Genomic DNA, 26145 nt, shown 5'->3' with positions numbered 1-26145 from the left:
ACAACGGGGGAAATATTCGGCCGGCGGCCGAATAAATGCTTGACCTCCTCTCCTTTTCGACATAGTATGAGACCCGTCCGTCGATTACGCACGAAAGGAGTGAGAGGTATGGTGATAAAGCCCATGATCCGGAACAACATCTGCATGAACGCCCATCCGGAAGGGTGCAGGCTGTTCGTCGACAGGCAGATAGACTACGTGAGGCAGCGAGGTCCGCTCTCCTCGGGGCCGAAGAACGTCCTGGTGGTGGGATCCTCGGGAGGATACGGCCTGGCCACCCGCATCGCCGCGGGGTTCGGGGCAGGAGCCGCCACCATAGGGGTGTACTTCGAGAAGGAGCCGTCCGAGAAACGCACCGGCACGCCGGGGTGGTACGCAGCCCGGCACTTCCTCAAGAGGGCCGAAGCGGCCGGTCTCAAGGTCCACGACATCAACGGCGACGCCTTTTCCTTCGAGGTGAAAGAGCAGGTGGTCGACCTCATAAAGAAGGAGTACGGCACGATCGACCTTTTTGTGTACAGCCTTGCCTCAGGGGTGAGGACGGACCCGGTCTCCGGGGTGACCTACCGGTCGGCCCTCAAGCCCATCGGTCGGACCTACACCTCTAAGGCCCTCGATCCCCTCAAGCGCGAGGTCATCCAGGCCACCATTGAGCCGGCCTCCGAGGAAGAGATCGAGGCTACGGTGAAGGTGATGGGAGGCGAGGACTGGCAGCTCTGGGTGGAGGCCTTGAAGGAGGGCGGTGTGCTCGCGGAGGGAGCGGTGACGGTGGCCTACTCCTACATCGGCCCCGAGCTCACCCGACCCATCTACAGGGAGGGGACCATAGGGAAGGCCAAGGAGCACCTCGAGGCCACGGCCAAGACCCTCGACGAGGCGCTCGCCTCTGTGGGCGGGAAGGCCTACGTCTCGGTGAACAAGGCGGTGGTCACCCGTGCGAGCGCGGTGATTCCTGCGGTGCCCCTCTACCTCTCGATCCTCTTCACGGTGATGAAGGCCAAAGGCATCCACGAGGGCTGCATCGAACAGATGTACCGCATGCTCGCGGAGCGGCTCTACGCGGGAGGACCGGTGCCCGTGGACGATGAGGGCCGGATCCGCATGGACGACTGGGAGATGCGGGAGGATGTGCAGAGGGAGGTGGCCGAGGTGTGGGAGCGGATCACCACCGAGACGCTCGACCGCGAGGCCGATGTGGACGGCTACCTCACGGACTTCCTCAACCTCCACGGGTTCGGATTCAAAGAGATCGACTACGAGAAAGAGGTGGACCCTCGAGAAGGGTAGGGAAGAGGGCCATTTATTAATTTTCTTTATAAAAGTTCTTGTCTTTTAGGCCCTCTCCTGCTATACTGATTGGGTAAGAAGATCTCATAAACCAAGGAGAGGGCCATGATCAATGAATTTTTCAAGAACATCTCAAAGATCCCCTACGAGGGACCGGGATCCGATAATCCCCTCGCGTTCAAGTACTACAACCCCGACGAGGTGATCGGTGGCAAGCCGCTCAAGGAGCACCTCCGTTTCGCCCTAGCCTACTGGCACACCCTCAACGGGAGCGGGCAGGACCCCTTCGGGGTGGGAACCATGATCCGTCCGTGGCTCTCGATCTCCGATCCCATGGAGCAGGCCAAGGCCAGGATGCGGGCCTGTTTCGAGATCGCGGAGAAGCTGGAAATCCCCTTCTTCTGCTTCCACGACAGGGACATCGCACCCGAGGGGACCACGCTCAGGGAGACCAATAAGCTCCTGGACGAGGTGGTCGAATACACCAAGGACCTCATGAAGGACAGCCCTGTGAAGCTCCTGTGGGGAACCGCGAACCTCTTCAGCCATCCGCGCTACGTACATGGGGCATCCACCTCGCCCAACGCCGAGGTCTTCGCCTATGCGGCGGCCCAGGTCAAGAAGGCGCTCGAGGTGACCCTGTACCTGGGCGGCCAGAACTACGTGTTCTGGGGCGGTCGTGAAGGGTACGAGACCCTGCTCAACACGAACATGCAGCTCGAGCTCGACAACCTCGCCCGCTTCCTCCACATGGCGGTGGACTACGCCAAGAAGATAGGGTTCAAGGGGCAGTTCCTCATCGAGCCGAAGCCCAAGGAGCCCACCAAGCACCAGTACGATTTCGACGTGGCTGCGGTGTACGGATTCCTCAAGAAGTACGACCTCCTGCCCTACTTCAAGGTGAACATCGAGATGAATCATGCGACCCTGGCCTATCACACCTTCCAGCACGAACTCCACTTCGCCCGGATCAACGGGATCCTGGGGAGCATGGACGTCAACCAGGGGGACTACCTCCTCGGATGGGACACCGATCAGTTCCCCACGAACCTCTATGAGACCACCCTGGCGATGTACGAGGTGATCAAGAACGGCGGGATCGCTCCGGGCGGGCTCAACTTCGACGCCAAGGTGCGGCGGGGATCCTTCGAGCCCGAGGATATCTTCATCGCCCACATCGCCGGCATGGATGCCTTTGCACGGGGGTTCAAGGTGGCCTGGAAGCTCCTCGAGGACAAGGCCATAGAGAAGCACGTGGAGGAGCGGTACGCGAGCTATCGTGAGGGCATCGGCAAGAAGATCGTCGAGGGCAAGGTGGGATTCGAAGATCTCGAAGCCTATATCATCGACAAAGCAGAGATAAAGAACGCCTCCGGCAGGCAGGAGCTCCTGGAGGCCGTCCTCAACCGGTACCTGCTCGAGGCCTGAGGGCACGGGGGGAGGGGGCGACCCTCCCCCCTTCTGCTTTGGATGGCCGGGGGTGGCGTTTTTAAATGAACTTTCGCAGATGCTTGTATCTTGAGTGAAGGTGTGGTATACCTATGTCTGTGAAGAATATAAGGATTCAGAACCGGAACAAGATCCTTAAGGTTCTCGCTCAGAGGCGGCTCCTCACCCGGCAGGAGATCGCCCTCGAGACCGGCATGAGCCTGCCCACGGTGGCGAGCAACCTGGAGGACCTCATCCGCGACGGATTCGTGCGGGAGGCCGGGATGGCGGAATCCCGGGGCGGGAGGCGTCCCCTCCAGGTGGAGTTCGTACCCGATGCGCGGTACAGCATAGGGATAGAGGTGCGGCCCGGAAAGATCAAGGCCGCGCTCACGAACCTCTACGCCGAACCGGTTCTGAAGCGGGAGGAGCGCCTTCCCGAGCGGCTCTCCCCTGCAGGGCTCTCTGCCCTCATCGAGAGGATGATTCGCGAGCTCCTCAGGGGGGAGGACCTGCTTCCGGAGGTGATCCTCGGGGTGGGGATCGCCCTTCCGGGGGTGACCGATCCGGAGCGGAAGGTGCTCGAGGTGGCGCCGAACCTCCACCTGCAGAACGTCTCGTTCGAGGAGTTCGGGAAACTCTTTCCCTTTCCCGTGATGGTGGAGAACGAAGCGAACGCCTCTGCCCTGGGCGAGCACATGCTCAACGGACACTGTAACGGCGAAGACCCCGTGGTGTACATCTCCATCACCGAGGGGATCGGTGCGGGGATCATCATAGGGGGAGACATCTATCGAGGAGCGAATGCCCGGGCGGGTGAGGTCGGACACGTGACCATCTTCCCGCAGGGGAGGCTCTGCAACTGCGGGAAGAAGGGGTGCTGGGAACGGTACGGATCCATCTCAGCCTTGCTCGAAGACTACTCGTTCGAGAAGAAGAAAGAGGAAGTGACGCTCGAGGAGCTCCTCGAGGGCGTGGAGGGTGGTGAGCCTGAGGCGATGACGGTGTGGGACAGGTATGTGGAGTACCTCTCGTACGGTATCCACAACGTCATCCTCTCGTTCGATCCTCGTTTCGTCTACATAGGAGGGGAGATCGCGATCTTCGGTTCCCGGCTCATGGATCCCCTCAACCGAATCCTCCTCGAGGAGTCCTCGCTCTGTGAAGACCACGACGTGAGCATCCTCCTCTCACCCTTGGGGGGGGATTCGGCCCTCCTCGGGGCGGCCCTCCTGCCCCTCAAAAGTTTCCCCCTGTATGCGGGGTGAGACGCCGCACCACGCCCGGTTCTCCTGAGTACGGAAGGGGGACACGGGGTGCCTCCTCGTTCCCTGTTCCGCGGTGATCCATGCGCCTGCCAGGATGCCTCATCCCTCTCAGCCTTTCGGAAAGACGGCCGGCACACACGTGGTGGGCCTTCCTTCTCCATACTTCCGGTGAAGGGAGCGTCAACCCCGCGAACAGGCCTCCAATAATTAGAATATTACATTAGTTCTATTTTCTCTTTTTTTCCAAATAGTTGATAAAAAAGCTTGACAAAATGATGATGGTGGCGTATATTTTATGATATGAAATAATATCCTATATGTATAGTAGGATTTAGGAGGCGGAGATGCGACTCACCATCAATGGGACCCCGGAAGAGCTCCCCTACGATGAGCTCACAGTTGAGGAGCTCCTCAAGGTGAAGAAGGTGAAGATGCCGGAGACGGTCACCGTGGAGCTCAACGGCACGGTCATACGGCGTCACCTCTACGCATCCACAAAGGTGAAGGACGGGGATGCGGTGGAATTCCTCTACTTCATGGGAGGTGGCCGGTGAGGCTTCAGACCCGTGCCGTACACGCACTCCCCCAGGCTGATCCTGCCTGGGGGGGCACCATCCCCCCGGTGTACCTCTCTGCCTCCTTTGCGTACGAGGACCCAGAGACGCTCGCCAGGGTCTTCCAGGGAAGGGAACCTGGCTTCATCTACTCCCGCATCGGCAACCCCACGGTGGCCCTCTTCGAACAGGCCTTCACCCGCATCGTGGAGGCGCGGGGAGCGGTCGCCACCTCCTCGGGTATGGCGGCCATCACCGCGGTGACCTTCGCCCTTGCCCGGGCCGGGGATGCGGTGGCGGTCTCCTCGAGCCTCTTCGGCGGTACCCTCTCGCTCTTCGCACGCCTCGTAGCGCGATGTGGGATCGAGGTCCGCCTCTTCGATCCCCTCCTTCCCGACCAGCTCGAGTCGGTTCTGGATGACGCGGTGCGGTTCGTCTTCCTTGAGGTGATAGGGAATCCGAGGCTCGACGTCCCCGACATCCCTCTGCTCGCCAACCTGGCGCACGCCAAGGGGATTCCCCTTGTGGCCGACTGCACGCTCGCTCCCCCGGGGATGTTCGATCCACGGAGGTGGGGCGTGGATGTGGCGGTGCACTCCCTCACCAAGTACATCACGGGGAACGGCACGGTGGTGGGGGGATTGGTCGTGGATACGGGTGTGTTCGATTGGGTGGCGTTTCCAGGATCGGCGGTGCAGGAGGCGGTGGGGAAGGCGGGAGAGGCGGCCTTCCTTTACGTGCTCAGACGGGAGATCGTCCAGGATATGGGGATGAGCCCTTCCCCGATCCATGCCCTCTTCCACTACCTCGGGCTCGAGACCCTGGGGCTCCGTGTGCGCCAGCACTGCGAGAACGCGCAGGCCCTCGCCTCCTTCCTCGCCAGGCATCCCAGGGTCAGGGCGGTACGGTACCCAGGGCTCGAGGACGATCCCTCCTATCCTGTGGCCTCCCGGCTCTTCGAGGGAGGGCGCTACGGAGGCCTCCTCACCTTCAGCCTGTCCGACAGGGAGGAGTGCTTCAGGCTCATCCGGGCCCTCAGGCTCCCCCGAACCCTCGCCAATCTCGGGGATGCCGCCACGCTCATCATCCATCCTGCTTCCACGATCTATCACGATCGTACCGAGGAAGAGCGGGCGGGTGCCGGGGTCCACGAGGGCCTTCTCAGGGTCTCGGTGGGGATAGAAGAGAGCGTGGACCTCATGGAAGACTTTTCGAGGGCACTCGAGGTGCTCTCAAAGGAGTAGGCGATGAACCTCAGGGAAGATCAGATCTACAGGTACAGCAGACACATACTCCTCCCCCAGGTGGGAGGGGAGGGACAGGAGCGGCTGCTCTCGGGCAGGGTGCTCGTGATAGGCGCCGGAGGGCTGGGCTCTCCGGTGGCCTACTACCTCGCCGCAGCAGGGGTGGGGACCGTAGGCCTGGTCGACGGGGATGCGGTGGATCTCTCCAACCTTCAGCGCCAGATCCTCCACTTCACCCCTGACGTGGGGCGGCCGAAGGTGGAGTCGGCGGCCGAGAAACTTGCTGCGCTCAACCCGGATGTGAGGGTGGAGACCTATCCCTACAGGGTGACGGCGGAGAACATCCGCTCCCTCATACGGGAGTACGACTTCATCATCGACGGCACGGACAACTTCCCCGCCAAGTTCCTCATAAACGATGCCTGTGTCATGGAGGGCAAGCCCTACTCGCACGCCGGGGTGCTCAGGTTTCAGGGCCAGACCTTCACCTATGTGCCTGGTCACATGTGTTACCGGTGTGTGTTCCGGGATATGCCCCCCAAGGGGGCCGTGCCCACCTGCGCCGAGGCGGGGGTCCTGGGCGCTGTGGTGGGGGTGCTTGGGACCATCCAGGCCACGGAGGCGGTGAAGTATCTGCTCGGGGTGGGAGAGCTGCTCACGGACAGGCTTCTCGTCTTCGATGCCCTCACCTCCAGGTTCAGGGAGGTGCGGGTCGGGCGTCAGGAGGAGTGCCCCCTGTGCGGCACCTCCCCTGAGATCACCGAGCTGCGGGAGTACGAGCAGCCCGCATGCGACCTTAGAGAGAGGAGTTCTGTATGAGCAAGAAGCTTTCACTCGTGGTGTTCCACGGGAACTTCGATACCGCGGTGGCGGCATTCACCCTTGCCTCCGGTGCCGCAGCGGTGGGATACGAGGTGAACCTCTTCTTCACCTTCTGGGGGCTCAACATCATTAAGAAGAAGCAGGGGAGGGCCTTCGTGGGGAAGGGGTTCCTCGCGAAGGTCTTCAACTTCCTCATGGGGGGAAGGAAGAACCTCCCCTTGAGCAGGCTCAACTTCCTCGGGGTGAGTCCCAAGCTCATGACGCATCTCATGAAGAAGCGGCACGTGGCCACCCTGGAGGAGCTCATCCAGGCGAGTATCGACCTTGGGGTGAACTTCTACGCCTGTGAGATGTCGATGCACATCCTTGGGATGGACAAGGATGTGTTCATCGCCCCGGTGAAGGAGGTCCTCGGGGTGGCGAAGTTCCTCGAATACTCTGAGGGAGGGGAGGTCCTGTTCATATGAGACGGCTCGATATCACACGTGATACCTGCCCCATGACCTTCGTGAAGACCAAGCTCGAGCTGGAGAAGCTTAAGCCCGGTGAGGTGCTCGAGGTGTACCTCTCGGAGGGTGAGCCCCTCGACAATGTGCCCAAGACCGCGCGTGCGCAGGGTTATGAGGTGCTCGACATCTCCCACGTGGAGGGCGGCACCTACCTCGTGCGCATCAGGAAGCGGGGAGGTGGTGGATGAAGATGCCTGCCTCGCTCATCGAGGAGATCGCCCGCCACGCGCGAGAGGAGGCGCCGATCGAGGCGTGCGGGTATGTGGCCGGGGTGGGGGACGAGGCGCGAAAGATCTTTCGGCTCACCAATGCGGATGCCTCGCCGGAGCACTTCTCCTTCATCCCCGAGGAACAGTTCGCAACCCTCAAGGCTGCCCGGAAGGAGGGGCTCTCGCTCATAGGGGTGTATCACTCCCATCCGGCCACGCCTGCGCGGATGTCGGAGGAGGACATCCGCCTCGCCAACGATACCGAGATGCGCTACCTCATCTACTCAGTCGCAGAGGGAGTCCTGCGGTGCTTTCGGGTGGACGAGGAGAAGCGCGTCACCGAGGAGCCCATCGAGGTGACAGGAGGGGGACCATGAGTACGGTGCGCATCTCCTTGCCCGAGCGACTCCGTGAGGAGATCGCCTCTTACCGGGAGGCGGCCTCCCGATTCCTCCGAGGCGAGCTCGACCCGCGTGAGTTCAGGAGCGTCAGGGTGCCCATGGGGATCTATGAGCAGCGGAGAGATGGGTCCTACATGATGCGGCTCCGTATCCCTGCCGGGGACATCACCCCCCAGCAGCTCGCCGCTGTGGCCCGTGAGGCCGCGCGGTACACCCTGGGTCCTCTCCACGTGACCACGCGACAGGACCTCCAGATACACAACCTCTCCCTGGATGCCACGGTGGCCCTTTCCGAGGCCTTCTATCCCCTCGGACTCACCTCCCGAGGAGGAGGGGGCAACACGGTGCGGAACATCATCGCCGATCCCTTGAGCGGCTATCATGGTCTCTTTGATGTGGTGCCCCACGCAAAGGCGCTCACCGAACGCCTCATCGCAGAGTCCGACTCGTGGACCCTTCCTCGCAAGTTCAAGGTCTGCTTTGCCCCTGGAGTGGAGACCCCCTTCCTCGCGCTCGTGGCCGATGTGGGCCTCATCGCCACCGAGCGGGAGGGGAGGCGGGGCTTCATGGTCTATGTGGGGGGAGGTATGGGCGCTCACTCGAAGACAGGCATCCTCTGGAAGGAGTGGGTCCCGGAAGGAGAGGTATATGCGGTCGTGCGGGCGGTGAAGGAGCTCTTCGATGCGCACGGTAATCGGAGGAACCGGCACAGGGCACGGCTGAGGTTTCTGAGGGATGCCTGGGGTGATGAGGTCTTCCTCGCGAGGCTTGAGGAGTACCTCGAGTCGGTGAGGTCCCGATCCCTTCCTCCCCTGGAGGTTCCCCCCGCACCTCCGGTGAGGGGGGTGTGGCGGGAGGTCGTCCTGCCCCTGGGTGATCTTACTCCTGAGCAGGCACAGGCCCTCGCTGAGCTTGTGGCCCCGTTTGGGGAGGACACCATTCGCCTCACGCACAGGCAGAACATCCTGCTCCGGCAGATCCCGGAGGAAGAGGTGGCCCGGGTGGAGCAGCGGGTGAGGGAACTGGGGCTGAAGGTGGGGCCTGAGTCCGTGTGGGAGAGGGCGGTCGCCTGTGCAGGGGCACACACCTGCCGCCTGGGGATCTGCCTCTCGCGCAACCTTCTGGTGGCGTTGCAGCGCCACGTGGGAGCCCTGGGCGCCCACCCCCAGGTGCGGGACATCACCCTCAACATCTCGGGATGTCCGAACGCCTGCGGCCAGACCCCGGTGGCCGATCTTGGTTTTGCGGGAGCCGCCCGCCGCATCCACGGGAGGAGCATCCCTGCGTACGTGGTGTACGCAGGTGCCTCGCTCCGGCCTGGAAGGGCGCGCCTCGCAGAGCGCCTCGGGGTGGTCCCTGCAGCCCGCGTCCCGGATCTGGTGGCTGCCTTCTTCCGGGAGGTGAGCGCACGGCGACGACCTGGCGAGTCCTGGTTCGAGTTCTATGAGCGGGAGGGGAGAGCCCTCCTTACCGCCCTCATACCCTCCTATGGGGAGGTGCCGACGCCGGAGGAGGACCTGCGGCCGTATCACGACTGGTACGATCCTCTCCCCTTCTCACTTCTCGGCAAGGTGGAGGGGGAGTGTTCCGCCGGGCTCTTCGATCTCATCGAGTACGACCTCTCCCAGGCCGAAGAGGCCCTCAAGGAGGGGAGGCTCGCCCAGGCGGTGACTGCCGCGAGCAGGGCCCTCCTCATCACCAAGGGGATCGAGACCAGGGAGGATGCCGCGGTCCTCGATGCATTCCTCCGTGAGTTCGTGGGGGTGCACCTCGATCCCGGGTTCGGCCGTGTGCTCGAGGTGGTCCGCGAGGGGGGGGAGCCAGACCCCCGGGAGGTGGCCGCCCTCGTTCAGGCGGTGAAGGAGCTCTACCGCGCGATGGACGACTCGCTCCGGCTTCCCCGTCTCGAAGCGGCCCCCAAGGCCTCCTCTGCGTCCACGCGCCCCTCACCTGCCGGGGAGGCCCCCCTCCACGATTTCCGGGGGGTGCCGTGTCCGATCAACTTCGTGAAGGCCAAGCTGGTCCTCGAACCCCTCCCCCCGGGGACCGAGGTGGAGTTCCTCCTCGACGATGGACAGCCCATAGAGAACGTCCCCGCCTCGCTCGAGGGCGAGGGTCATGAGGTGGTGTGGAAGAGGAAGGAGGGTGCTGCGTGGAGGATCCACGTGCGAAAGGCAGGCTTATGAACGCGCGAGACACGCATCTCAGATCGGTCTGTAAGGCCATCTCGTGGAGGGTGATCGCCACCCTCACCACCACCCTCATCGCCTACCTCGTGACCGGGAAGTGGGAGACCGCCCTCTTCATAGGGGGGTGGGAGGCCCTCGTGAAGATAGTGGTGTACACCCTCCACGAGCGGGTGTGGGAGCACATCCCCTTTGGCCGGCGTGAGCCCGAGTACTACATCTAGGAGGCAGCTGTGGACCCGAAGGAGAGGGTGAAGACCTATAGAGAGACACTCAGAGGGAAGAGCCCACAGGAGGTACTCGCGTACTTCCTCGATGAGTGGGGAGAGGGAGTGGTGCAGGCCTCGAGCCTTGGGGCCGAGGACCAGGTGATCACCCATATGCTCCTCTCCCTCACCCCCCGACCTCGGGTCTTCGTGATCGACACCGGCCGGCTCCCCGAGGAGACCTACGCCCTCCTCGATCTCATCCACACCCGGTGGGAGTTGGATCTCAGGGTCTACGCCCCTGAGGCAGAGGACGTGGAGGACTTCGTACGCACCTATGGTCCCAATGCCTTCTTCCGGAGTGTGGAGTTGAGAAAGCGATGCTGCTACATCCGTAAGGTGAAACCCCTCATGAGAGCGCTCGAGGGTGCGAAGGTGTGGATCACCGGGCTCAGGAAGGCCCAGAGCCCTGAGAGGGAGGGGGTGGAGGTGGTGGAGTGGGATGAGCTTCACGGGCTCATCAAGGTGAACCCCCTCGCGGACTGGAGTGACGAGGAGGTCTGGTCGTACCTCAAGGGCCATGGGGTGCCCTACAACGTCCTCCACGACAGGGGCTATCCCAGCATCGGGTGTGAGCCCTGCACGCGTGCAGTCCTCCCGGGCGAACACCCCAGGGCCGGCCGCTGGTGGTGGGAGCAGGGGAAGAAGGAGTGCGGACTCCACACCGAACGAACGAGGAGGGACCATGGATAGGCTCCAGCGTCTCGAATCACAGGCCATCTACGTCCTCAGGGAGGCCTACCGGAGCTTCCCCTCGCTCTGCATGCTGTGGTCCATAGGGAAGGACAGCACCGTCCTCCTCCACCTCGCCCGGAAGGCCTTCTTCGGCCACGTGCCGTTCCCCCTCGTGCACATCGACACCGGGTTCAAGATCCCCGAGATGATCGCCTACCGCGATAGGCTGGTGAGGGAGTGGCACCTCGACATGATCGTGGGTCAGAACAGGGAGGCCCTCAGGGAGCGTCGCACCTATCCTGATGGTGCGTGCTCGCGCATAGAGTGCTGTCGGCTCCTCAAGAGCGAGGCCCTCAAGCACACCATCGCGGGGGACTGGCCCCGGTGGCGCTTCGATCACGAGAAGGGACGGTACGAAGAGGAGGCGAATCCCACGCCGTTTACCGGCGTGATCGTGGGGGTGCGCGCCGACGAGGAGGGGACCCGGTCCAAGGAGCGGGTCTTCTCGCCCCGCTCTGCAGAGGGGAGCTGGAACATCGGCGACCAGCCTCCTGAGCTCTGGAACTACTACAATACCGACTTCGCACCCGGTACCCACGTGCGGATCCACCCCATCCTCGAGTGGACCGAGCTCGACATATGGGAGTACATCCGGAGGGAGCGGATCCCTGTGGTCTCCCTCTACTTCGACCGGGGAGAGGGACGCCGCTACCGCTCGCTCGGATGCGCGCCGTGCACCTCGCCCATCCCTTCGCGGGCCAGGACCGTGGATGAGATTGTCGAAGAGCTCTCCTCGGGTGCCCTCAAGGGAGTGGCGGAGCGCTCAGGAAGGGAGCAGGACAAGGAGGATGGGGGGACGCTCGAGACCCTGCGGCGTGAAGGCTACATGTAGGGAGGAGAGATGAGAGATCGACACGGAGAGAGGAAGGATCCGACCGCCCACCGGGAGAGGGTGGCGGTGGCCATGGTGGGCCACGTGGACCACGGGAAGAGTACCATCCTGGGAAGGCTCCTCGCCGAGGCAGGGGCTCTGCCCAGGGGCAAGCTCGAGCAGGTACAGGAGTACTGCCGCAGACACGCCCGGGTCTTCGAGTACGCGTACCTCCTCGATGCCCTCAAGGACGAGCAGGCCCAGGGGATCACCATAGACAGCGCCCGGGTCTTCTTCTCCCTCGAGGGGAGGGACTTCGTGTGTATCGATGCACCAGGCCACGTGGAGTTCATCAAGAACATGGTCACTGGGGCCTCGCGCGCCGATGCCGCCTTTCTGGTGATCGATGTGCGCGAGGGCGTGCAGGAGAACTCAAGACGCCACGGCTACCTCCTCTCGTTCCTCGGGGTGGATCAGGTGGTGGTGCTGGTGAACAAGATGGACCTCGTAGGCTGGGAGGAGGAGGCTTTCTCCACGGTGCGGGAGCGCTTCGGCGAGTTCCTCGAGGGGCTCGGGATGCGAGCTGCGGCCTACATCCCCGTCTCCGGGAGAGAGGGGGATAACCTGGTGGCACCCTCTCCCCGGATGCCGTGGTACGACGGGCCCACGGTGAAGGAGGCCCTCCTGCGGTTCGCTCCCCGGGCAGGGCGGGAGGATGGGCCGTTCCGCATGCCGGTGCAGGGGGTCTACAAGTTCACCAGGCTCGGAGACGACAGGAGGATCATCGCCGGCACGGTGGAGACAGGGAGACTCGCGGTGGGCGATGAGGTGGTCTTCTATCCCTCGGGGAAGAGGAGCAGGGTGAAGCGCATAGAGTCGTTCAATGAGGAGCCGCCCTCCCTCCTCTCGGCAGGGGAATCGAAGGGGTTTACCCTCGAGACCCAGGTGTACGTGCGTCCTGGCGAGCTTGCGGCCAAGGTGGGCGAGCCTTCCCCCGAGGTGGCCTCTGCCTTCAGGGTGACCCTCTTCTGGCTCTCCCCTCATCCCATGGTGAAGGGCAAGCGCTACACGCTCCGCCTCGGGGCGGCGAGGGAGGCCGCCTACCTCTCGGAGATCAGGGCGGTGGTGGATTCCTCGGAGCTCACCACCGAGAGGGAGAAGGAGGTGGTGGAACAGTACGATGTGGCCGAGTGTGTCCTCTCGACCCTCAAGCCCGTGGCCTTCGACCTCTACCACCGGGTTCCTCCCACAGGGAGGTTCGTGATCATCGACGAGTATGAGATTGCAGGCGGTGGGGTGATCCTCGAGGCCCTGCCGATCTCCGGTGTGGACTCCTACGTGCGGGCGAGGGAGGAGCGGTGGCGGAGGGGAGAGGTGGGCGCCGATGAACGGGCGATGCGCTACGGACAGAGGCCCTATGTGCTCCTGGTTACGGGCGAGGAGCCCTCGTGTCTCGATGCCCTCGCGAGGAGGGCTGAGCGGACCCTCTTCGAGAGGGGGTGGAACGTCTACTATCTCGCCTCGGAGAACCTCATGCGAGGGCTTGAGGCCGACCTTGTGGTGGAGGACAGGGAGGAACACCTGCGGCGTATGGGAGAGGTGCTCAGGCTCCTTGCGGACACAGGGCTCGTGGTCATCACCACGGTGGTGGGGATGGAAGAGGAGGAGGTGGCCCTCCTGCGTGAGGTGGCCCGTCCCGCGGAGGTGCTCGTGGTGGAGGTGGGGAGCAAGCTCCCCGATGAGCTGCTCGCGGCGAGGCTCAGGGAGGGGGTGTGCGAGGAGGATCTGGTGGAGGACCTCGCCCGGCTCCTCAAGGATCGGAGGATCCTCCTTGAGTATCACCTGTAGGAGGCGGTGGTGAAGCTCCCCTTGCTCCTTGAGTGTGAGGGTCTCCCTGTCGTGGTGGTGGGGGCAGGGAAGGTGGGGCTTAGGAAGGCGCGCACCCTCATGGAGGCGGGGGCGCGCGTGCGGGTGGTGGATCCGGTGGCAGAGCCCCCGGCCTGGTTCAGGGGGGAGTGGCGGCGGGAGGGCTTCCTTCCGGCCCATCTCGAGGGTGTCGTCCTCGTGGTGGCGGCCACCTCCGATGCGGGTCTCAACGCCCGCATCTGCGAGGAGGCGCGTGCCCGGGGGATACTTGCCTGCAACGCGGGGGGAAGGGAGGGGCGGGTGGTCTCGTTCATGACCTCGTTCCGGTGGAACGGTCTGGTCGTGGCCTTGGGATCGGAGGAGGGGGAGGTGCGGAAGACCATCACGGCGAGGAGGATGCTCTATGATCTGCTTATGGGGAGTCCACATTGAGCGGGAGGGGGAGGGGGCGATCGCGCGCCTCTACCTCCCACCGGCAGGGGTGATCCCCTTTCTCCATGGGCTCGGGGTGGGGGAGGCGATGCTCCTCCAGACCTGTAACCGCTGGGAGCTGGTGGTCCCTGATTCCCCCCGGGCCATGGCACGGGTAGGATCGTGGTGCGAGGAGAGGGGCGGCTTTCCCGGGAGGATCTACCGTGGAAGGGAGGCCTTTTTCCACCTCTGCCGGGTGGTTGCGGGCATGGACTCGGTGGTTCCGGGAGATACCGAGATCGTCTCCCAGTTCAAGGCTGCCTGGCGGCAGGTAGCGGAGGCGGGAACGGTGGGGCCTGTGCTCCTCAACCTGTGTCAGCAGGTCCTGGGGGTGGCGAAACGCATCCGGTCGTGCTGCACCCTCTCGCAGGGATACCGTTCGGTGGCGGGCCTGGCTGCGTGGTGGATGAGGGAGCAGCTCGGACCGGGGGGGAGGATCGCGGTCCTGGGGACAGGTCGTGTGGCGAGGGATGTGCTCAGGTACGGGGTCCAGATGGGACTTACGGCGGCGATGGTGGCAGGAAGACGCTACGAGGCCGCCTGTGCCCTGGCGGAGGAGTGCGGGGGGGAGGCGGTCCTCCTGGAGGACCTCCCCCTCGTGTTGGAGCGCGCAGACGCGGTGGTGGGGGCGAGCGCAGCCCCGCATCTTCTCCTGCGGCGTGAGGACCATGCGCCACTCATCGCAGCCCGGGAGAGGCCCCTCCTCCTGGTGGACCTTGCGGTGCCCCACGATATCGACCCCGGTCTTGCGGAGCTTCCCCAGGTGACGTATGTTGACGTGGTGGATCTCGGCCGCCGCCGACAGGAGGTGTGGGAACGCCGGAGGGATGCCCTCGTGAGGGCTGAAGAGATCCTTGAAGAGGAGGGTTCGGCTCGGTATGCGCGTCTTGAGGCTTGGTACCAGAGGAAGCAGGCTCGCCCTCGCCCAGGTGAGGGAGTGGATCGCGCGGTGGAGAGACGCCTCGCCTGAGGCGGGGGAGGTGGAGTGGGAGCCTATGGTCCTCCATCCCAGAGGTGATCGCGACAAGCGCACCCCCCTCCACCTCGTAGAGGGCTCGGACTTCTTCACCGATGCCCTCGATGAGGCCCTCCTGGAGGGGAGGATCGACGTGGCCCTCCACAGCGCGAAGGACCTCCCCGACGAGCTCCGGGAGGGGCTCTCCCTTGCGGCGATCACCCCCCTCGAGGGGCCGCGCGAGGACGTCCTCGTGCTCCACCCCCGATGGGCGTCCGCCTCCTCTGTGGACGAGCTTCCGGCCGGATTGCGTATCGGCACCAGCAGTGCGAGGAGGAGGGAGCAGCTCTCCCACCTCCGGAGCGACTGGGAGCTCGTGGACATACGGGGCACCATAGAGGAGCGCCTCGCACGCGTCTCTTCCGGCGAGATAGACGGGGTGGTGATGGCCAAAGTGGCCCTCACCCGACTGGCACTGGAGGTGCCTCACCTCCCCCTCCCCTTTGTCCCCCACCCCCTGCAGGGCAGACTTGCGGCAGTGGTGCGGGAGGGGGACGAGGAGGTGCGCCGCCTCTGCGCGGTCCTCGACGATCGGGGCCGATGGGGTAGGGTGGCGATCGTGGGTGCAGGGCCCGGCACTGCAGACTTCCTCACGCTGAGGGCCGAAAGACTCCTTCGGGAGGCGGATCTCGTCCTCTACGACGACCTCGTCTACCCCGAGCTTCTCGCAGGGAGGACGGCCGAGCTCGTGGCGGTGGGGAGGCGGAAGGGAAAGGAGCGGTACACCGTGGAGGAGGTGTGTGACCTGATGATCCAGGCCGCCTATGCGGGAAAGAAGGTGGTCCGCCTCAAGGGCGGGGATCCCTCCCTCTATGCGAGGCTCGAGGAAGAGCTCTCCTGGCTGAGGGCGGCGAGGATACCCTACGAAGTGGTGCCGGGGATAAGCGCCTTTCAGGCCGCCTCCGCCTGCACAGAGATCCCACTCACGAGCAGGGAGGGTGCCTCCTCCCTCCTCATCTCCACAGGGTATCCTCCGGAGCGGGCCCTCATCCCCCCGCCGGATGGGCGGCTTTCCTGTGTGTACTACATGGCGGGTGAGGAGTTCCCCCGGATATGCGCCCGCTTCCTGGAGGCGGGGTGGGATCCTCACACCCCTGCGGTGGTGGTGAGTGCGGCGGCCCGGCCCGAACAGACCCACCTCTCCCTCACCCTGGAGGACGGCGCGCGGTGGACCGGATCCCTCCCGCGTCCCGCGCTCCTCCTGGTGGGGGCGACCGGCGTCTCCCGGTCGTGGTGGGAGGACCGTCCCCACATCCTCGTGACCGGGACGCGCGCTGCCCCCTGGCGGGCGCGGGGGGAGGTGGTGCACATCCCGTGCATCGCCACGGTCCCCCGACGCGATGGGAGGGTCCAGGAGGTGATGGAAGGCCTCTCCTCATACACCATGCTCATCTTCACCTCCCGCCATGGGGTGGCCCACTTCGTGGACCGCCTCCTGGAGCACGGTGATCTCCGCCTCCTTGCGGGCATGCGCGTGGTGGCCATAGGCAGGGTCACTGCCGAGGCCCTTAAGGACCGGGGGCTCGTTCCAGACCTCATCCCGGAGGAGGACTCGGCAGAGGGGCTCGTCTCGCTCGCAGCGAAGGAGAACTGGAGGGATGAGAAGATCCTCATCCCCTGTTCCTCGCTCTCGGATCCCTTTTTGCAGGAGGAGCTTTCCCGGCAAGGGAATACCGTGGATGCGGTCCCCTTCTACGATACCGTCCCCGCCCCCTATCCAGAGGCCCTTCCGCTGGAGGTGGGCGCCTTCGACGAGGTGGTCTTCCTCTCGCCCTCCGGCGTGAGGGTCTTCAGGGAGCGCTTCGGCGCCCTTCCACCGGGGATCCGCATCCATACCCCAGGAGCCACCACAAGGAGGGCAGTGGACGATGCTACCTCTTAGAGCCTTAAGAAGGGATGAGGCCACGAGAGATCGGATTGCAGAGACCGCGTGGTCGAGGGACCAGCTCATCCAGGCGCTCTTCGTGACCACCGAGAGCAAGGGGAAGGAGCCCGTTCCCGGCTTCCCGGGGGTCTATCGCCATGGCCTCGAGAGCCTCCTCCACGAGGCAGAGGCCCTGCTGGATGCCGGGATCCGGAAGGTGCTCCTCTTCGGCGTGGTGCCCCCCTCGTACAAGGACGAGACGGCCTCGTGGGCCCTTCGGGCGGATGGGCCTGTCCCCACAGCGGTCCGCGAGCTCAAGCGGCGATTCCCCGAACTGGAGGTCTTCACCGACGTGTGCGTATGTGGCTACACCTCGCACGGCCACTGTGGCCTCGTGCGTGGGGGGGAGGTGCGCAATGACGAGAGCGTGGTCCTCCTCGCCCGGATGGCCGCGGTCCATGGAGAGGCGGGGGCGGACTGGGTGGCGCCGTCCGCCATGATGGACGGTCAGGTCGAGGCGATACGCAGGGCCCTCGACGGGAGAGGACTGTCCCGGGTAAGGATCCTCTCCTATGCGGCGAAGTACGCCTCCAGGCTCTACGGCCCCTTCAGGGAGGCGGCCGGATCGGCTCCGGCCTTTGGAGACAGGCGCTCCTACCAGATGGACGTGCGCAACGGGGCCGAGGCCGTGGTGGAGGTGTGGGCCGACCTGGTGGAGGGGGCCGATGCGGTCATGGTGAAGCCGGCCCTCTTCTATCTGGACGTCATCCAGAGGGTGCGGGCGGCCTTTCCCCGCGTGAGGCTCGCGGCCTACCTCGTCTCAGGGGAGTACGCCATGCTCGTGCGTGCGGAGGAGGAGGGGAGTGTCCCCGGGGCCTTCAGGGAGGCGGTGACCGCGGTCTTCCGTGCAGGGGCCGATCTTCTCATCACCTACGACACACGCCGTATCGCCTCATGGGAGGAAGACCATGGCTAGAGACCAGGTGCGTTCGTATCTAGTAGGTGGGGTGAACTCACCCGTACGTGCCTTCAGGGCTGTGGGTGAGGAGCCGCTCAAGGTGGCGCGCGCGGAAGGGCCCTTTGTCTACGATGAAGAGGGCCGCCGCTATCTCGACTTCATCGGGGGATGGGGTGCCCTCATCCTGGGGCACGCCCACCCTGCGGTGGTGGAGGCGGTGGAGACCGCAGCATCCCGGGGCATCTGCTTCGGCCTTTCCCACCCCGGCGAGGAGGAGCTCGCGGCGAGGATCGCGGGAGCCTTCCCGTGGGTGGAACGGGTGCGGCTCGTGAACTCCGGCACCGAGGCCTGCATGACCGCCGTGCGGCTCGCGAGGGCCGCAACCGGCAGGACCCTGTGCGTGAAGTTCGAGGGGTGCTACCACGGCCATGCCGATGGGTTTCTGGTGAAGATGGGCTCAGGGGGGGCGACCCTGGGACTTCCCTCCTCGCAGGGGGTCCCTTCGGAGATCGCCGGGACCACGGTGGTGCTCCCCTACAACGATGAGGGGATGGTGAGGCGTCTCTTCGCGGAGCGGGGGAAGGAGATTGCCGCCGTGATCATGGAACCTGTGGCGGGGAACATGGGGGTGGTCCCTCCTCGTCCGGGGTTCCTCGAGACCTTGAGGGAGGAGACCCGACGGTGGGGGGCCCTCCTCATCTTCGACGAGGTGATGACGGGGTTTCGGGTCTCCAGGGACGGGGCTGCAGGACGTTTCGGCGTGCGGCCCGACCTTCTCTGTCTCGGAAAGATCATAGGCGGGGGGCTTCCCGTGGGGGCGGTGGCGGGGCCTGCGCGCGTTATGGACCTCCTTTCCCCCGCAGGCCCTGTCTACCAGGCAGGAACCTTTGCAGGTGGACCCGTGGTGTGCGCCGCAGGGAATGCCACCCTCCGAGTGTGCGAGCAGGAGGATGTCTGGGCACTCCTCGAGCGATTAGGGAATGTCCTGGACCGACACCTCTCCTCCCTGGAAGGGGTCTCCTACGTGAGGTGTGGGGGCATGTGGTCGCTCTTCTTCCTGGGAGGAGTGGCTCCCCGGGACTTCCAGGAGGTGCGGCGCCAGGATGGTGCCGCATTCGCCCGGTTCCATGCCGCACTGAGATCCCGGGGCATCCTCGCTCCTCCCTCGGCCTATGAGGCCTGGTTCCTCAATGCCGCCATGGACGAGGCCCTCCTGGAGGAGGCAGCGAGGACGATCAGGGAGGCGGTGGAAGAGGCACGGAGGGGATGAGGGGGCCTCGTGGGTTTCGAAAAACAGGATAATCTGCTAGGGTAAGCCTACCTATGAACATGGAAGTGTTTGTCCTCGGTACCGGCGGGATGATGCCGCTCCCGTACAGATACCTTACGTCCGTCCTCGTCCGGAGGGAGGGGGAGCTGTTCCTCTTCGACTGCGGGGAGGGAACCCAGGTCTCGCTCCGTTCCTTGAACCTCAGGTGGAAGAAGATCTCGGCGATCTTCATCTCGCACACGCATGCCGACCATGTGACCGGGCTGCCGGGGATCCTCATGCTCTCCTCCCAGGTGGATCGCTCTGATCCTCTCTACATCTACGGGCCTCCCAAGATCAGGGAGTACGTGGAGATGAGCAGGCAGGTCCTCGACATGTACATCAACTACGAGATCGTGGTCGAGGAGGTGCCGTGGGGGGAGTCGGTGGTGTGCTACAGGGGGGAGGGGTTTTCGGTGCGCACGATTCCCCTACGCCACACCAAGCCCTGTGTGGGTTATGTGTTGGAAGAGGATCCCCGTCCCGGGGTCTTTCATCCGGAGCGGGCGCGGGAGCTCGGGGTGCCGATGGGGCCGTTATGGTCGCGACTCCAGCGGGGAGAGGTGGTGAAGAACGTGCGGGGCGAGGAGGTGCGGCCTGAGATGGTGCTGGGGCCGCCTCGTGCCGGGAGGAAGGTGGCCTTCGTGACGGATACGCTCTACCTGCCCCACATCAAGGACTACGTGAAGGGGGCGGATCTGTTCATCTGCGAGGGGATGTTCTCCCACGAGCTCGCCGAGACGGCTGCGGAGAAGCGGCACCTCACGGCGAGGGAGGCGGGGAGGATCGCGCGGGAAGCGGAGGGGGTGGGAAAGCTGGGGCTCATACACTACAGCCCGCGCTACACGAATCGGGATCTCCAGGTGCTCCTCGAGGAGGCGAAGGAGGAGTTCCCGGAGGCCTTTCTCTGCCGGGATAGGCAGACGATTCCCATACCGTACAGGGACTAGCCATGATCGAGGTGCGGGGGGTGAGAAAGGCGTACGGCGAGGTGGAGGCCCTTTGTGGGGTGGGGTTCGTGTGTGGGGAGCGGGGGTGTGTGGGGCTCATCGGTCCGAACGGGGCGGGAAAGTCCACCCTGCTGCGTGTCATCACCGGGGCGCTCGTCCCGGATGAGGGGGAGGTGTGGGTAGGGGGGCTGCGGATGGACGAGGATCGGGTGCGAGCCCAGATGATGGTGGGGTTCATGCCGGAGGAGTGTGTGTTCCCCGCCGAGTGGCGGGTGGGGGAGCTGTTGGTGTGGGTGGCCTCCTGCAGGGGGCGGGGGAGGGTGGATGTGGGGGAGGTGCGAGGGGTGGCCGAGCGGGTGGGGGTGGGGGAGGTGTGGGAGAGGATGCTGGGGGGGCTCTCGCGGGGGTTCAGGCAGCGGGTGGGGCTCGCGGCGGCGCTGGTGGGGGGGCCGCGGGTGGTGGTGCTCGACGAGCCGGGGACGGGGTTCGATCCGCCGGCCCAGGCGGGGCTGCGTGCCCTGCTGCGGGAGCTCTCGCAGGAGCGTCTGGTCGTCCTCTCCTCGCACCGGCTCTCCGAGGTGGAGCGTGTGTGCGACCGCGTACTCCTGCTGCACAGGGGGCGGATCGTGGGGGAGGGGAGCGTGGAGGAGGTGCGGAGGCTGCTTCCGGGGAGGCTGGTGGTGGTGCGGTGCAGGGGGCGTGTGGGGGGAGCGGGGGAGCGGGTGGCGGGGTTCAGGGTGCTGGGGGTGGAGGCGGAGGGCGGGTTCCAGGTGGTGCGCGCTGTGAGGGAGGTGCCGGAGGCCCGCCCCGAGGACCTGCTCGCCTGGTGCCGCTCCCGCGGGGGCGAGCCGGTCGGCATGGAGGAGCGGGAGCCCGACCTGGAGGAGGCCTTCCTCGCCCTCACCTCCCCGGAGGCCGCCCCATGACCCGCCGCCTCGCCCTCACCGAAGCCGCCCGCCTCCTCCGCTCCCCCGGCCCCCCCGCCTGGGCCGCCCTCTTCCTCGCCGCCGCCTCGGCCTGGACCCTCCTCCTCTCCGGCACCCTCGCCCGCGGCCTCGCCCCCCACACCCCCTACCTCCAGACCCTCGCCTACCTCCTCCCCCTCCTCGCCGCCCTCACCGCCGTCGCCCTCTGGCGCACCCCGGCTCCCGCGCCCTCCTCCCCCTCCTCCTCACCCTCCCCCTCCGCGACCACGAGCCCGTCCTCGCCCGCACCACCGCTGGCCTCCTCTTCCTCGCCGCCACCCTCCTCCTCTCCCTCTACCTCCCCCTCCTCTTCGCCCCTCTCGCCCCCCCCGATCCCGGCCGGCTCCTCGCAGGCCTCCTCGGCCTCCTCCTCTTCGCCCTGCTCCTCCTCTCCTGGAGCACCCCCCTCCTCCTCCGCGCCCGGACCCTCCCCGGCGGCCTCCTCGCCGCCCTCCTCCTCTCCTACCTCGCCCTCCTCCTTCCCGTGCTCCTCGCCCCCCTGCCGCTCCCCTCCGGCCTCGCCGCCCTCCTTGCCACCCTCTCGCCCGCCGCACACCTCCTGCGCCTCACCGACGGGCTCCTCGACCTGCGGGACCTCGCCTACTTTCTCGGCGGCTCCGTCCTCGGCCTGCTCTGGGCCATCCGCCTCTATGCCCTCCGGCGCGGCCCGGTGCGCACCCCTCACCTTTTCCCCCTCGCCGTACTGGCCCTGCTCCTCACCATCCACGGCCTCCTCACCCCCCTCTCCCTCGACCTCACCACGGACCGCAGGCACACCCTCGGCCCTGCGAGCCGCACCCTCCTCTCACGCATCGTCTATCCCCTCACCATCACCTACTACACCTCGCGCAGACTCGCCGCCGTGAGCCCCACCCCCTCCGAAGTGGAAGACCTCCTCCGCCTCTACACCCGGGCAAACCCGCGGATCCGGGTGAAGATCGAGACCGTGGACGAGCGACGCATGGAGGTCGAGGATCTGGGCATCGTCCCTCAGCAGATCCAGATCACGGAGGCCGGCGAGATCCGCTATCTCACCGTGTACTCAGGTCTCACCCTCACCTACCTCGACCGCATCTGGACCCTCCCCGTGGTCTACAGCGCCGACAGGCTCGAGTACGAACTCGCCTGCGGCCTGCGCGCCCTGATCGAGGACCGGCGGCCGGTGGTGGGCATCCTCGCCCGGACCACCGGGGAGTCCTATCAGACCACCTACCGCAACCTCGTGGGGGTGGCGGCCCGCACCTTCGGCGTGCGTGCCGTCGATCCGGCCTCCACCTCCCTGGACGAGATCGACCTGCTTCTGGTCATCGACGACGGAAGACTCACCGAGGAGGACATCCGGTTCGTCCTCACGGCAAAGGAGGCGGGAATCCCGCTCATGCTCTGCGTGGACGCGGTCCGTGTCGATCCCGATGCCGGCTTCCGGGCCGGCCGGGTGGAGGGGAGCCCCCTCCTCGCCCTCCTCGAGGGCTGGGGCGTGGAGCTGGAACCGGCCCTCGTCGCGCAGCGGCCCGGTCTCCTCCTCCCCGTGGTGGAAGAGGGGGAGTCCTCCTCGGTCCGCACCCTCCACCCCTATCCCCTCTGGTGGGAGGTCCCCCTCCCCGGGATGCCGCACCCCATCACCTCGGTGCTGAGGTCCCTCCACCTCTACTGGGCCTCGCCCCTCACCCTCACGGAGGCCTGGAGGCCCCTCCTCCTCTCCTCGCCCGAGGCCTGGCTCGTGACCGATCCCCTGACCGCATCCCCCACCTCGGGCAGGGTCACCGCTCCCCCCTCCGGAGCACGTCGGGGCCCCTTCGTGCTGGCCGCCGTGACGGAGGGCCCGCCGCGCGTCCTCGTCCTCGGCGATGCCGAGGCGGGATCGGACCTGGTGGAGTTCACCCACGCGGTGGGAAACCTCGACTTCTTCCTCGCCTCGTTCCACTGGCTCCTCGGACAGGAGGATATGCTCACCCTGGTGACGCGCACCCGTACGGTCCCGCTCCTCGACCTGCCCGAGGAGCCGGAGAGGGCCCGCATCGTGCTCCATGTGCTCGATGCCCTCGCCGTGGGCGTGGTACCGGGCCTGCTCCTCCTCCTCTCCTTCGTCCTCGCTCTGAGGAGGCCCCATGCAGAGGACTAGGCTCCTGTGGATCACGAACGCCGTGCTCGCCGTACTCCTCTTCGTACGGCTCGTCGCGGGCGGTCACGACGAGGCCCCCCGCCTCCTCCCCGGTGCGCCGGAGGAGGTGGAGCGTATAGAGATCGAAGGGGATGCGCCCGTCGTGCTCGTGCGTGAGGAGGGGAGATGGTGGCTCGATGAGGAGGGGGGCATGGTGCCGGCGGATGCCTCCAAGGTGACGCGCTTCCTCTCGTTCCTGTACGGCTTTCTCCGGAGCGATGCGGTCACGGAGGACCCTGCGGCCTACGGGGAGCTGGGGCTCGAGCCGGGGCTCCGGGTGGTGGTGCGCGTCGAGGGCGTCGGGCGCGTGGGGCTCGTGTTCGGAGCGGTGGGCGAGGTGCCGCGCACCCAGTACGTGCGGCTCGAGGAGGAGCGCGTGGTCTACCGGGTGGACGCCTCGGCCGGGTTCTACGCCACGCGGGGGCCGCGGTTCTGGAGGGAGGTGCGGCCGTGGGGAGGGGTGGCGCCGGATGAGGTCCTCTCGGTGCGCATCGAGTGGAAGGGAGGGCTCCTCTTCCTCGCACGCAGCGAGCAGGGAGGGGGTGAGGTGTGGGTGGTGCGGAGGGGGGATCGGGTAGAGAGGGTGGGGCGCGAGGATGCCGTCGCCTACCTCGCGGCGCTCACCGAGTGGGAGGCGGAGGACGTGGCGGCGCAGGACGGGGTGGAGGGGGAGGGGCAGGTGGTGGTGGAGTGGGAGGACGGCAGGGTGCGGCGGTGGGTGGTGGGGGAGGAGGGGGAGAGGGTAGTGGTGTGGCCGGAGGGGGCCGCCTACGCCTACTTCGCCCCGCCCGCCTCCTTCTCCAGGCTACTCGAGGGCCCCTGAGCCTTCGCGATGTGCTTCCAGTAGCGCTGGGGATCGGCGTAGAACCCGAAGATGGGTGTGTGGCGTGAGCGCACGGCCCGCTTGAGGGCGCTCCGCGTCTCCTTCAGGAGCACCTCGGCCCCGAGAAGCCTTCCATTCCTGCTCGAGAGACCGAAGTACATGGGGTAGTCGGCTCCGCTCGCTTCCTTGAGCCTGGGGTAGGCCTGTTTCACCAGGGAGAGCCCCTCCTGGATGCTCGTAGCGGGCAGGACCCACAGGAATGTCTGCTCGTCGAGCTTCACAGGGGTACGTTCGGGACCGAAGAGTCGTTCCACCGCCTCCTCGTCGAGGGTGGCGCCCGCGGAGGGGCTGATCGTCCCCAGGACGAGGGTGAGATCCTCGGCCTCCCTCGCGGCCTCGTCCAGATCGTGTTGTATCCGGGCGAGTATGAACTCCTCCGCCACCTCCGTCACAGGGGCGGCGGGCTCCCCGGCTTCGTCCCTGTGGCCCTCCTTCCTCTCGGTCTCCCGGCCTTCCGCCGGCTTCCTCTCCTTTCCCTCGGTCCTCCCGAGGGATTCCCGTCCCCCCTCGTCCGGAGGGGCCCTCCTCACCTCCTCACGGTTCGAGGCGGGCCGTGCGGGGCGGTGCCGGCCTATGAGGGCGAAGAGGAGGGTGACGAGGGTGTGGACCACAGCATACGCGGCGAGCCAGAGGAATGAGCGCCGGAGGATCGAGGCGACCGCCTCGGGCCGCACCTCCCACGTGAGGACCGAGAGCCCTATGCCGGCCTCCTGGATCCGCAGATCGTGGACGCCCTGGAGGAAATGAGTGCGCACCAGGGCCGCGGTCCCCTGTTCGGGCGATCCCTCGAGGAACGAGGTGGAGCGGGCCCGTACCAGGAGGGGGCCGTGCTCGTCGGTTATGAGGAGCGCGAGCACCCGGTCCTCCTCTCTGAGGAGCGAGTCGAAGAAACTGCGGACCGCGGAGACGGCCTTTTCCCTGTCCGCGGAACTCATGATGGCCGCCACCGTGTCCCTCACCCGAAATGCGAGCCGCTCGGCTTCGAGGGCCTCTTCCCGCGCCTCTTCCCTCACCAGGTAGCCCGTATAGCCGAGCAGACCTCCCAGTGTGAGGAGCGCCATCCAGGTGTAGGCGAGCATGAGTTTTTTCATCATAATGTATTATGGAACAAAAATTGAGGAATGTGAACGTTTTTTCGAGGAGGATCCCATGAAAGTGAGGGAGAGGATGCTTCCTCCGGGCTGGTACCCCGACGAAAAGGAGGAAGTGCTCGAGGAGATCGCAGGGTGGAAGCGTCTCGAGCGACGTCTTTCCACTCCTGCAGTGGCCTGTATCGTACCACACGCGGGGTGGTACTTCTCGGGAGAGCTCGCCTTCATGGGGATACGGAGCCTCGATCCCGAGGCGGAGGTGGTGGCCGTGGTGGGGGGACATCTCTCGGAACGTTCGCCTCTCCTCTACATGCCCGAGGACGGACTCTCCACTCCGTTGGGTGACCTCCCGGTGGAACGGCCGCTCGTGGAGACCCTCCGGGAGCACGTGCCCACCGAGCCCGATGTGTACCCCGACAACACGGTGGAGATCCAGCTTCCCCTCGTGAAGTACTGCTTCCCCCATGCGAGTGTGGTGGGCCTGCGGTGTCCGCCCCTCCTCGAGGTGGCCGAGCGCACCGCCCGGGTCCTCTACGACTACGGCAAGGAGACGGGGAAGAAGCCTGTGGTCATAGGTTCCACCGACCTCACCCACTACGGCCCCCAGTACGGGTTCACCCCGGTGGGGGTGGGAAGGCAGGCCGAGGAGTGGGTGCGGTTCTCCAACGACCAGGCCATCATCGAGGCCTTCACCTCGCTCGACACCGCGCGCGCCCTCGATCTCGCCCTCACCCGCTCGGCGGCCTGTTCGTGCGGCGGTGCGGCGGTGGCCATGGAGTACGCACGGCTGTGCGGGAGGGAGAAGGGCACCCTCCTCGCCTACATGCAGAGCTCGGAGAAGCATCCCTCCCGCTCCTTCGTAGGATACGCGGCGGTGGCGTTCTAGGGGGAA

The 26145-nt window shown here is 65.8% G+C and carries 27 protein-coding genes; 24 read left to right on the top strand and 3 right to left on the bottom strand.

The annotated features are described in order from the left end of the window. Positions 1-108: 108 nt before the first annotated feature. The 21 genes from fabV (at position 109) to STHERM_RS12565 (ending at position 21079) form a co-directional block, all read left to right on the top strand. Entirely contained in the window at positions 109-1287 is a 1179-nt protein-coding gene (fabV, locus tag STHERM_RS08110; RefSeq protein ID WP_013314409.1) for an enoyl-ACP reductase FabV, read from the top strand. A 105-nt stretch (positions 1288-1392) separates the two neighbouring features. Beyond that, on the top strand, positions 1393-2715 hold the full coding sequence (gene xylA / locus STHERM_RS08105) for a xylose isomerase (protein ID WP_013314408.1): 1323 nt from the start codon (positions 1393-1395) through the stop codon (positions 2713-2715). A gap of 113 nt (positions 2716-2828) precedes the next feature. After that, on the top strand, positions 2829-3983 hold the full coding sequence (locus STHERM_RS08100) for an ROK family transcriptional regulator (RefSeq protein ID WP_013314407.1): 1155 nt from the start codon (positions 2829-2831) through the stop codon (positions 3981-3983). Between the two features lie 344 nt (positions 3984-4327). Then, complete coding sequence (gene thiS, locus STHERM_RS08095; protein WP_013314406.1) at positions 4328-4537, top strand: sulfur carrier protein ThiS; 210 nt, start codon at positions 4328-4330, stop codon at positions 4535-4537. Beyond that, positions 4534-5781: an aminotransferase class V-fold PLP-dependent enzyme gene (locus tag STHERM_RS08090; protein ID WP_013314405.1), complete on the top strand. Its 1248-nt coding sequence runs from the start codon at positions 4534-4536 to the stop codon at positions 5779-5781. Before thiS ends, STHERM_RS08090 begins: the two co-directional genes overlap by 4 nt. A gap of 3 nt (positions 5782-5784) precedes the next feature. After that, positions 5785-6600: a HesA/MoeB/ThiF family protein gene (locus STHERM_RS08085; protein ID WP_013314404.1), complete on the top strand. Its 816-nt coding sequence runs from the start codon at positions 5785-5787 to the stop codon at positions 6598-6600. Beyond that, a complete protein-coding gene (locus tag STHERM_RS08080) occupies positions 6597-7070 on the top strand; it encodes a DsrE/DsrF/DrsH-like family protein (protein ID WP_013314403.1) in 474 nt (157 codons plus the stop codon). The genes STHERM_RS08085 and STHERM_RS08080 overlap by 4 nt, the downstream gene beginning before the upstream one ends. After that, positions 7067-7300 (top strand): sulfurtransferase TusA family protein, encoded by a 234-nt coding sequence (locus tag STHERM_RS08075; RefSeq protein WP_041623463.1) that lies wholly within the window; start codon positions 7067-7069, stop codon positions 7298-7300. The genes STHERM_RS08080 and STHERM_RS08075 overlap by 4 nt, the downstream gene beginning before the upstream one ends. Next, positions 7297-7698, top strand: a complete 402-nt coding sequence (locus tag STHERM_RS08070; protein WP_013314401.1) for a Mov34/MPN/PAD-1 family protein — start codon at positions 7297-7299, stop codon at positions 7696-7698. The genes STHERM_RS08075 and STHERM_RS08070 overlap by 4 nt, the downstream gene beginning before the upstream one ends. Further along, positions 7695-9908, top strand: coding sequence for a sulfurtransferase TusA family protein (locus STHERM_RS08065; RefSeq protein ID WP_013314400.1), 2214 nt, complete (start codon positions 7695-7697; stop codon positions 9906-9908). Before STHERM_RS08070 ends, STHERM_RS08065 begins: the two co-directional genes overlap by 4 nt. Beyond that, complete coding sequence (locus STHERM_RS08060) at positions 9905-10132, top strand: DUF2061 domain-containing protein (protein WP_013314399.1); 228 nt, start codon at positions 9905-9907, stop codon at positions 10130-10132. Before STHERM_RS08065 ends, STHERM_RS08060 begins: the two co-directional genes overlap by 4 nt. Positions 10133-10141: 9 nt before the next feature. After that, positions 10142-10867, top strand: a complete 726-nt coding sequence (locus STHERM_RS08055) for a phosphoadenylyl-sulfate reductase (RefSeq protein ID WP_013314398.1) — start codon at positions 10142-10144, stop codon at positions 10865-10867. Continuing rightward, a complete protein-coding gene (cysD, locus tag STHERM_RS08050; RefSeq protein WP_013314397.1) occupies positions 10860-11741 on the top strand; it encodes a sulfate adenylyltransferase subunit CysD in 882 nt (293 codons plus the stop codon). Before STHERM_RS08055 ends, cysD begins: the two co-directional genes overlap by 8 nt. Positions 11742-11750: 9 nt before the next feature. Next, positions 11751-13568, top strand: a complete 1818-nt coding sequence (locus STHERM_RS08045; protein WP_013314396.1) for a GTP-binding protein — start codon at positions 11751-11753, stop codon at positions 13566-13568. Positions 13569-13577: 9 nt separating this feature from the next. Beyond that, positions 13578-14018 carry a precorrin-2 dehydrogenase/sirohydrochlorin ferrochelatase family protein gene (locus STHERM_RS08040; RefSeq protein ID WP_013314395.1) on the top strand — a complete coding sequence of 147 codons (441 nt, stop codon included), beginning with the start codon at positions 13578-13580 and terminating at the stop codon, positions 14016-14018. Beyond that, positions 13990-15027, top strand: a complete 1038-nt coding sequence (locus STHERM_RS08035; RefSeq protein ID WP_013314394.1) for a glutamyl-tRNA reductase — start codon at positions 13990-13992, stop codon at positions 15025-15027. The genes STHERM_RS08040 and STHERM_RS08035 overlap by 29 nt, the downstream gene beginning before the upstream one ends. Next, on the top strand, positions 14936-16954 hold the full coding sequence (gene cobA, locus STHERM_RS08030; protein ID WP_013314393.1) for a uroporphyrinogen-III C-methyltransferase: 2019 nt from the start codon (positions 14936-14938) through the stop codon (positions 16952-16954). Before STHERM_RS08035 ends, cobA begins: the two co-directional genes overlap by 92 nt. Next, positions 16941-17912 (top strand): porphobilinogen synthase, encoded by a 972-nt coding sequence (hemB, locus tag STHERM_RS08025; protein ID WP_013314392.1) that lies wholly within the window; start codon positions 16941-16943, stop codon positions 17910-17912. Before cobA ends, hemB begins: the two co-directional genes overlap by 14 nt. Continuing rightward, positions 17905-19164: a glutamate-1-semialdehyde 2,1-aminomutase gene (hemL, locus tag STHERM_RS08020; protein ID WP_013314391.1), complete on the top strand. Its 1260-nt coding sequence runs from the start codon at positions 17905-17907 to the stop codon at positions 19162-19164. The genes hemB and hemL overlap by 8 nt, the downstream gene beginning before the upstream one ends. A 53-nt stretch (positions 19165-19217) precedes the next feature. Next, positions 19218-20153: a ribonuclease Z gene (locus tag STHERM_RS08015; RefSeq protein WP_013314390.1), complete on the top strand. Its 936-nt coding sequence runs from the start codon at positions 19218-19220 to the stop codon at positions 20151-20153. Between the two features lie 2 nt (positions 20154-20155). Then, positions 20156-21079: an ABC transporter ATP-binding protein gene (locus STHERM_RS12565; RefSeq protein WP_013314389.1), complete on the top strand. Its 924-nt coding sequence runs from the start codon at positions 20156-20158 to the stop codon at positions 21077-21079. Here the strand turns inward: STHERM_RS12565 and STHERM_RS11900 are convergent. Further along, complete coding sequence (locus tag STHERM_RS11900; RefSeq protein WP_158304553.1) at positions 21054-21221, bottom strand: hypothetical protein; 168 nt, start codon at positions 21219-21221, stop codon at positions 21054-21056. The genes STHERM_RS12565 and STHERM_RS11900 overlap by 26 nt on opposite strands. A 21-nt stretch (positions 21222-21242) precedes the next feature. After that, complete coding sequence (locus STHERM_RS11895) at positions 21243-21674, bottom strand: hypothetical protein (protein ID WP_158304552.1); 432 nt, start codon at positions 21672-21674, stop codon at positions 21243-21245. Between STHERM_RS11895 and STHERM_RS08005 the strand changes: the two genes are divergently transcribed. Both STHERM_RS08005 and STHERM_RS08000 read left to right on the top strand, forming a co-directional pair. Beyond that, positions 21603-23240, top strand: a complete 1638-nt coding sequence (locus STHERM_RS08005; RefSeq protein ID WP_013314388.1) for a GldG family protein — start codon at positions 21603-21605, stop codon at positions 23238-23240. The two genes, STHERM_RS11895 and STHERM_RS08005, sit on opposite strands and share 72 nt — an antisense overlap. Then, a complete protein-coding gene (locus tag STHERM_RS08000; RefSeq protein ID WP_013314387.1) occupies positions 23227-24102 on the top strand; it encodes a DUF4340 domain-containing protein in 876 nt (291 codons plus the stop codon). Before STHERM_RS08005 ends, STHERM_RS08000 begins: the two co-directional genes overlap by 14 nt. Here STHERM_RS08000 and STHERM_RS07995 read toward each other — a convergent pair. Continuing rightward, the gene (locus tag STHERM_RS07995; RefSeq protein ID WP_237223237.1) at positions 24054-25253 is read right to left on the bottom strand and encodes a hypothetical protein; all 1200 of its coding nucleotides are present in this window, start codon (positions 25251-25253) and stop codon (positions 24054-24056) included. The genes STHERM_RS08000 and STHERM_RS07995 overlap by 49 nt on opposite strands. Before the next feature lie 58 nt (positions 25254-25311). On the opposite strand from STHERM_RS07995, the gene amrB reads away from it, so the two are divergent. Then, the gene (amrB, locus tag STHERM_RS07990; protein WP_041623458.1) at positions 25312-26139 is read left to right on the top strand and encodes an AmmeMemoRadiSam system protein B; all 828 of its coding nucleotides are present in this window, start codon (positions 25312-25314) and stop codon (positions 26137-26139) included. Positions 26140-26145 lie beyond the last annotated feature (6 nt).

Origin of the sequence: Spirochaeta thermophila DSM 6192, from assembly GCF_000147075.1 — a bacterium.
Taxonomy (GTDB): domain Bacteria; phylum Spirochaetota; class Spirochaetia; order Winmispirales; family Winmispiraceae; genus Winmispira; species Winmispira thermophila_A.
This window is presented reverse-complemented; position numbering and strand designations above follow the sequence as displayed.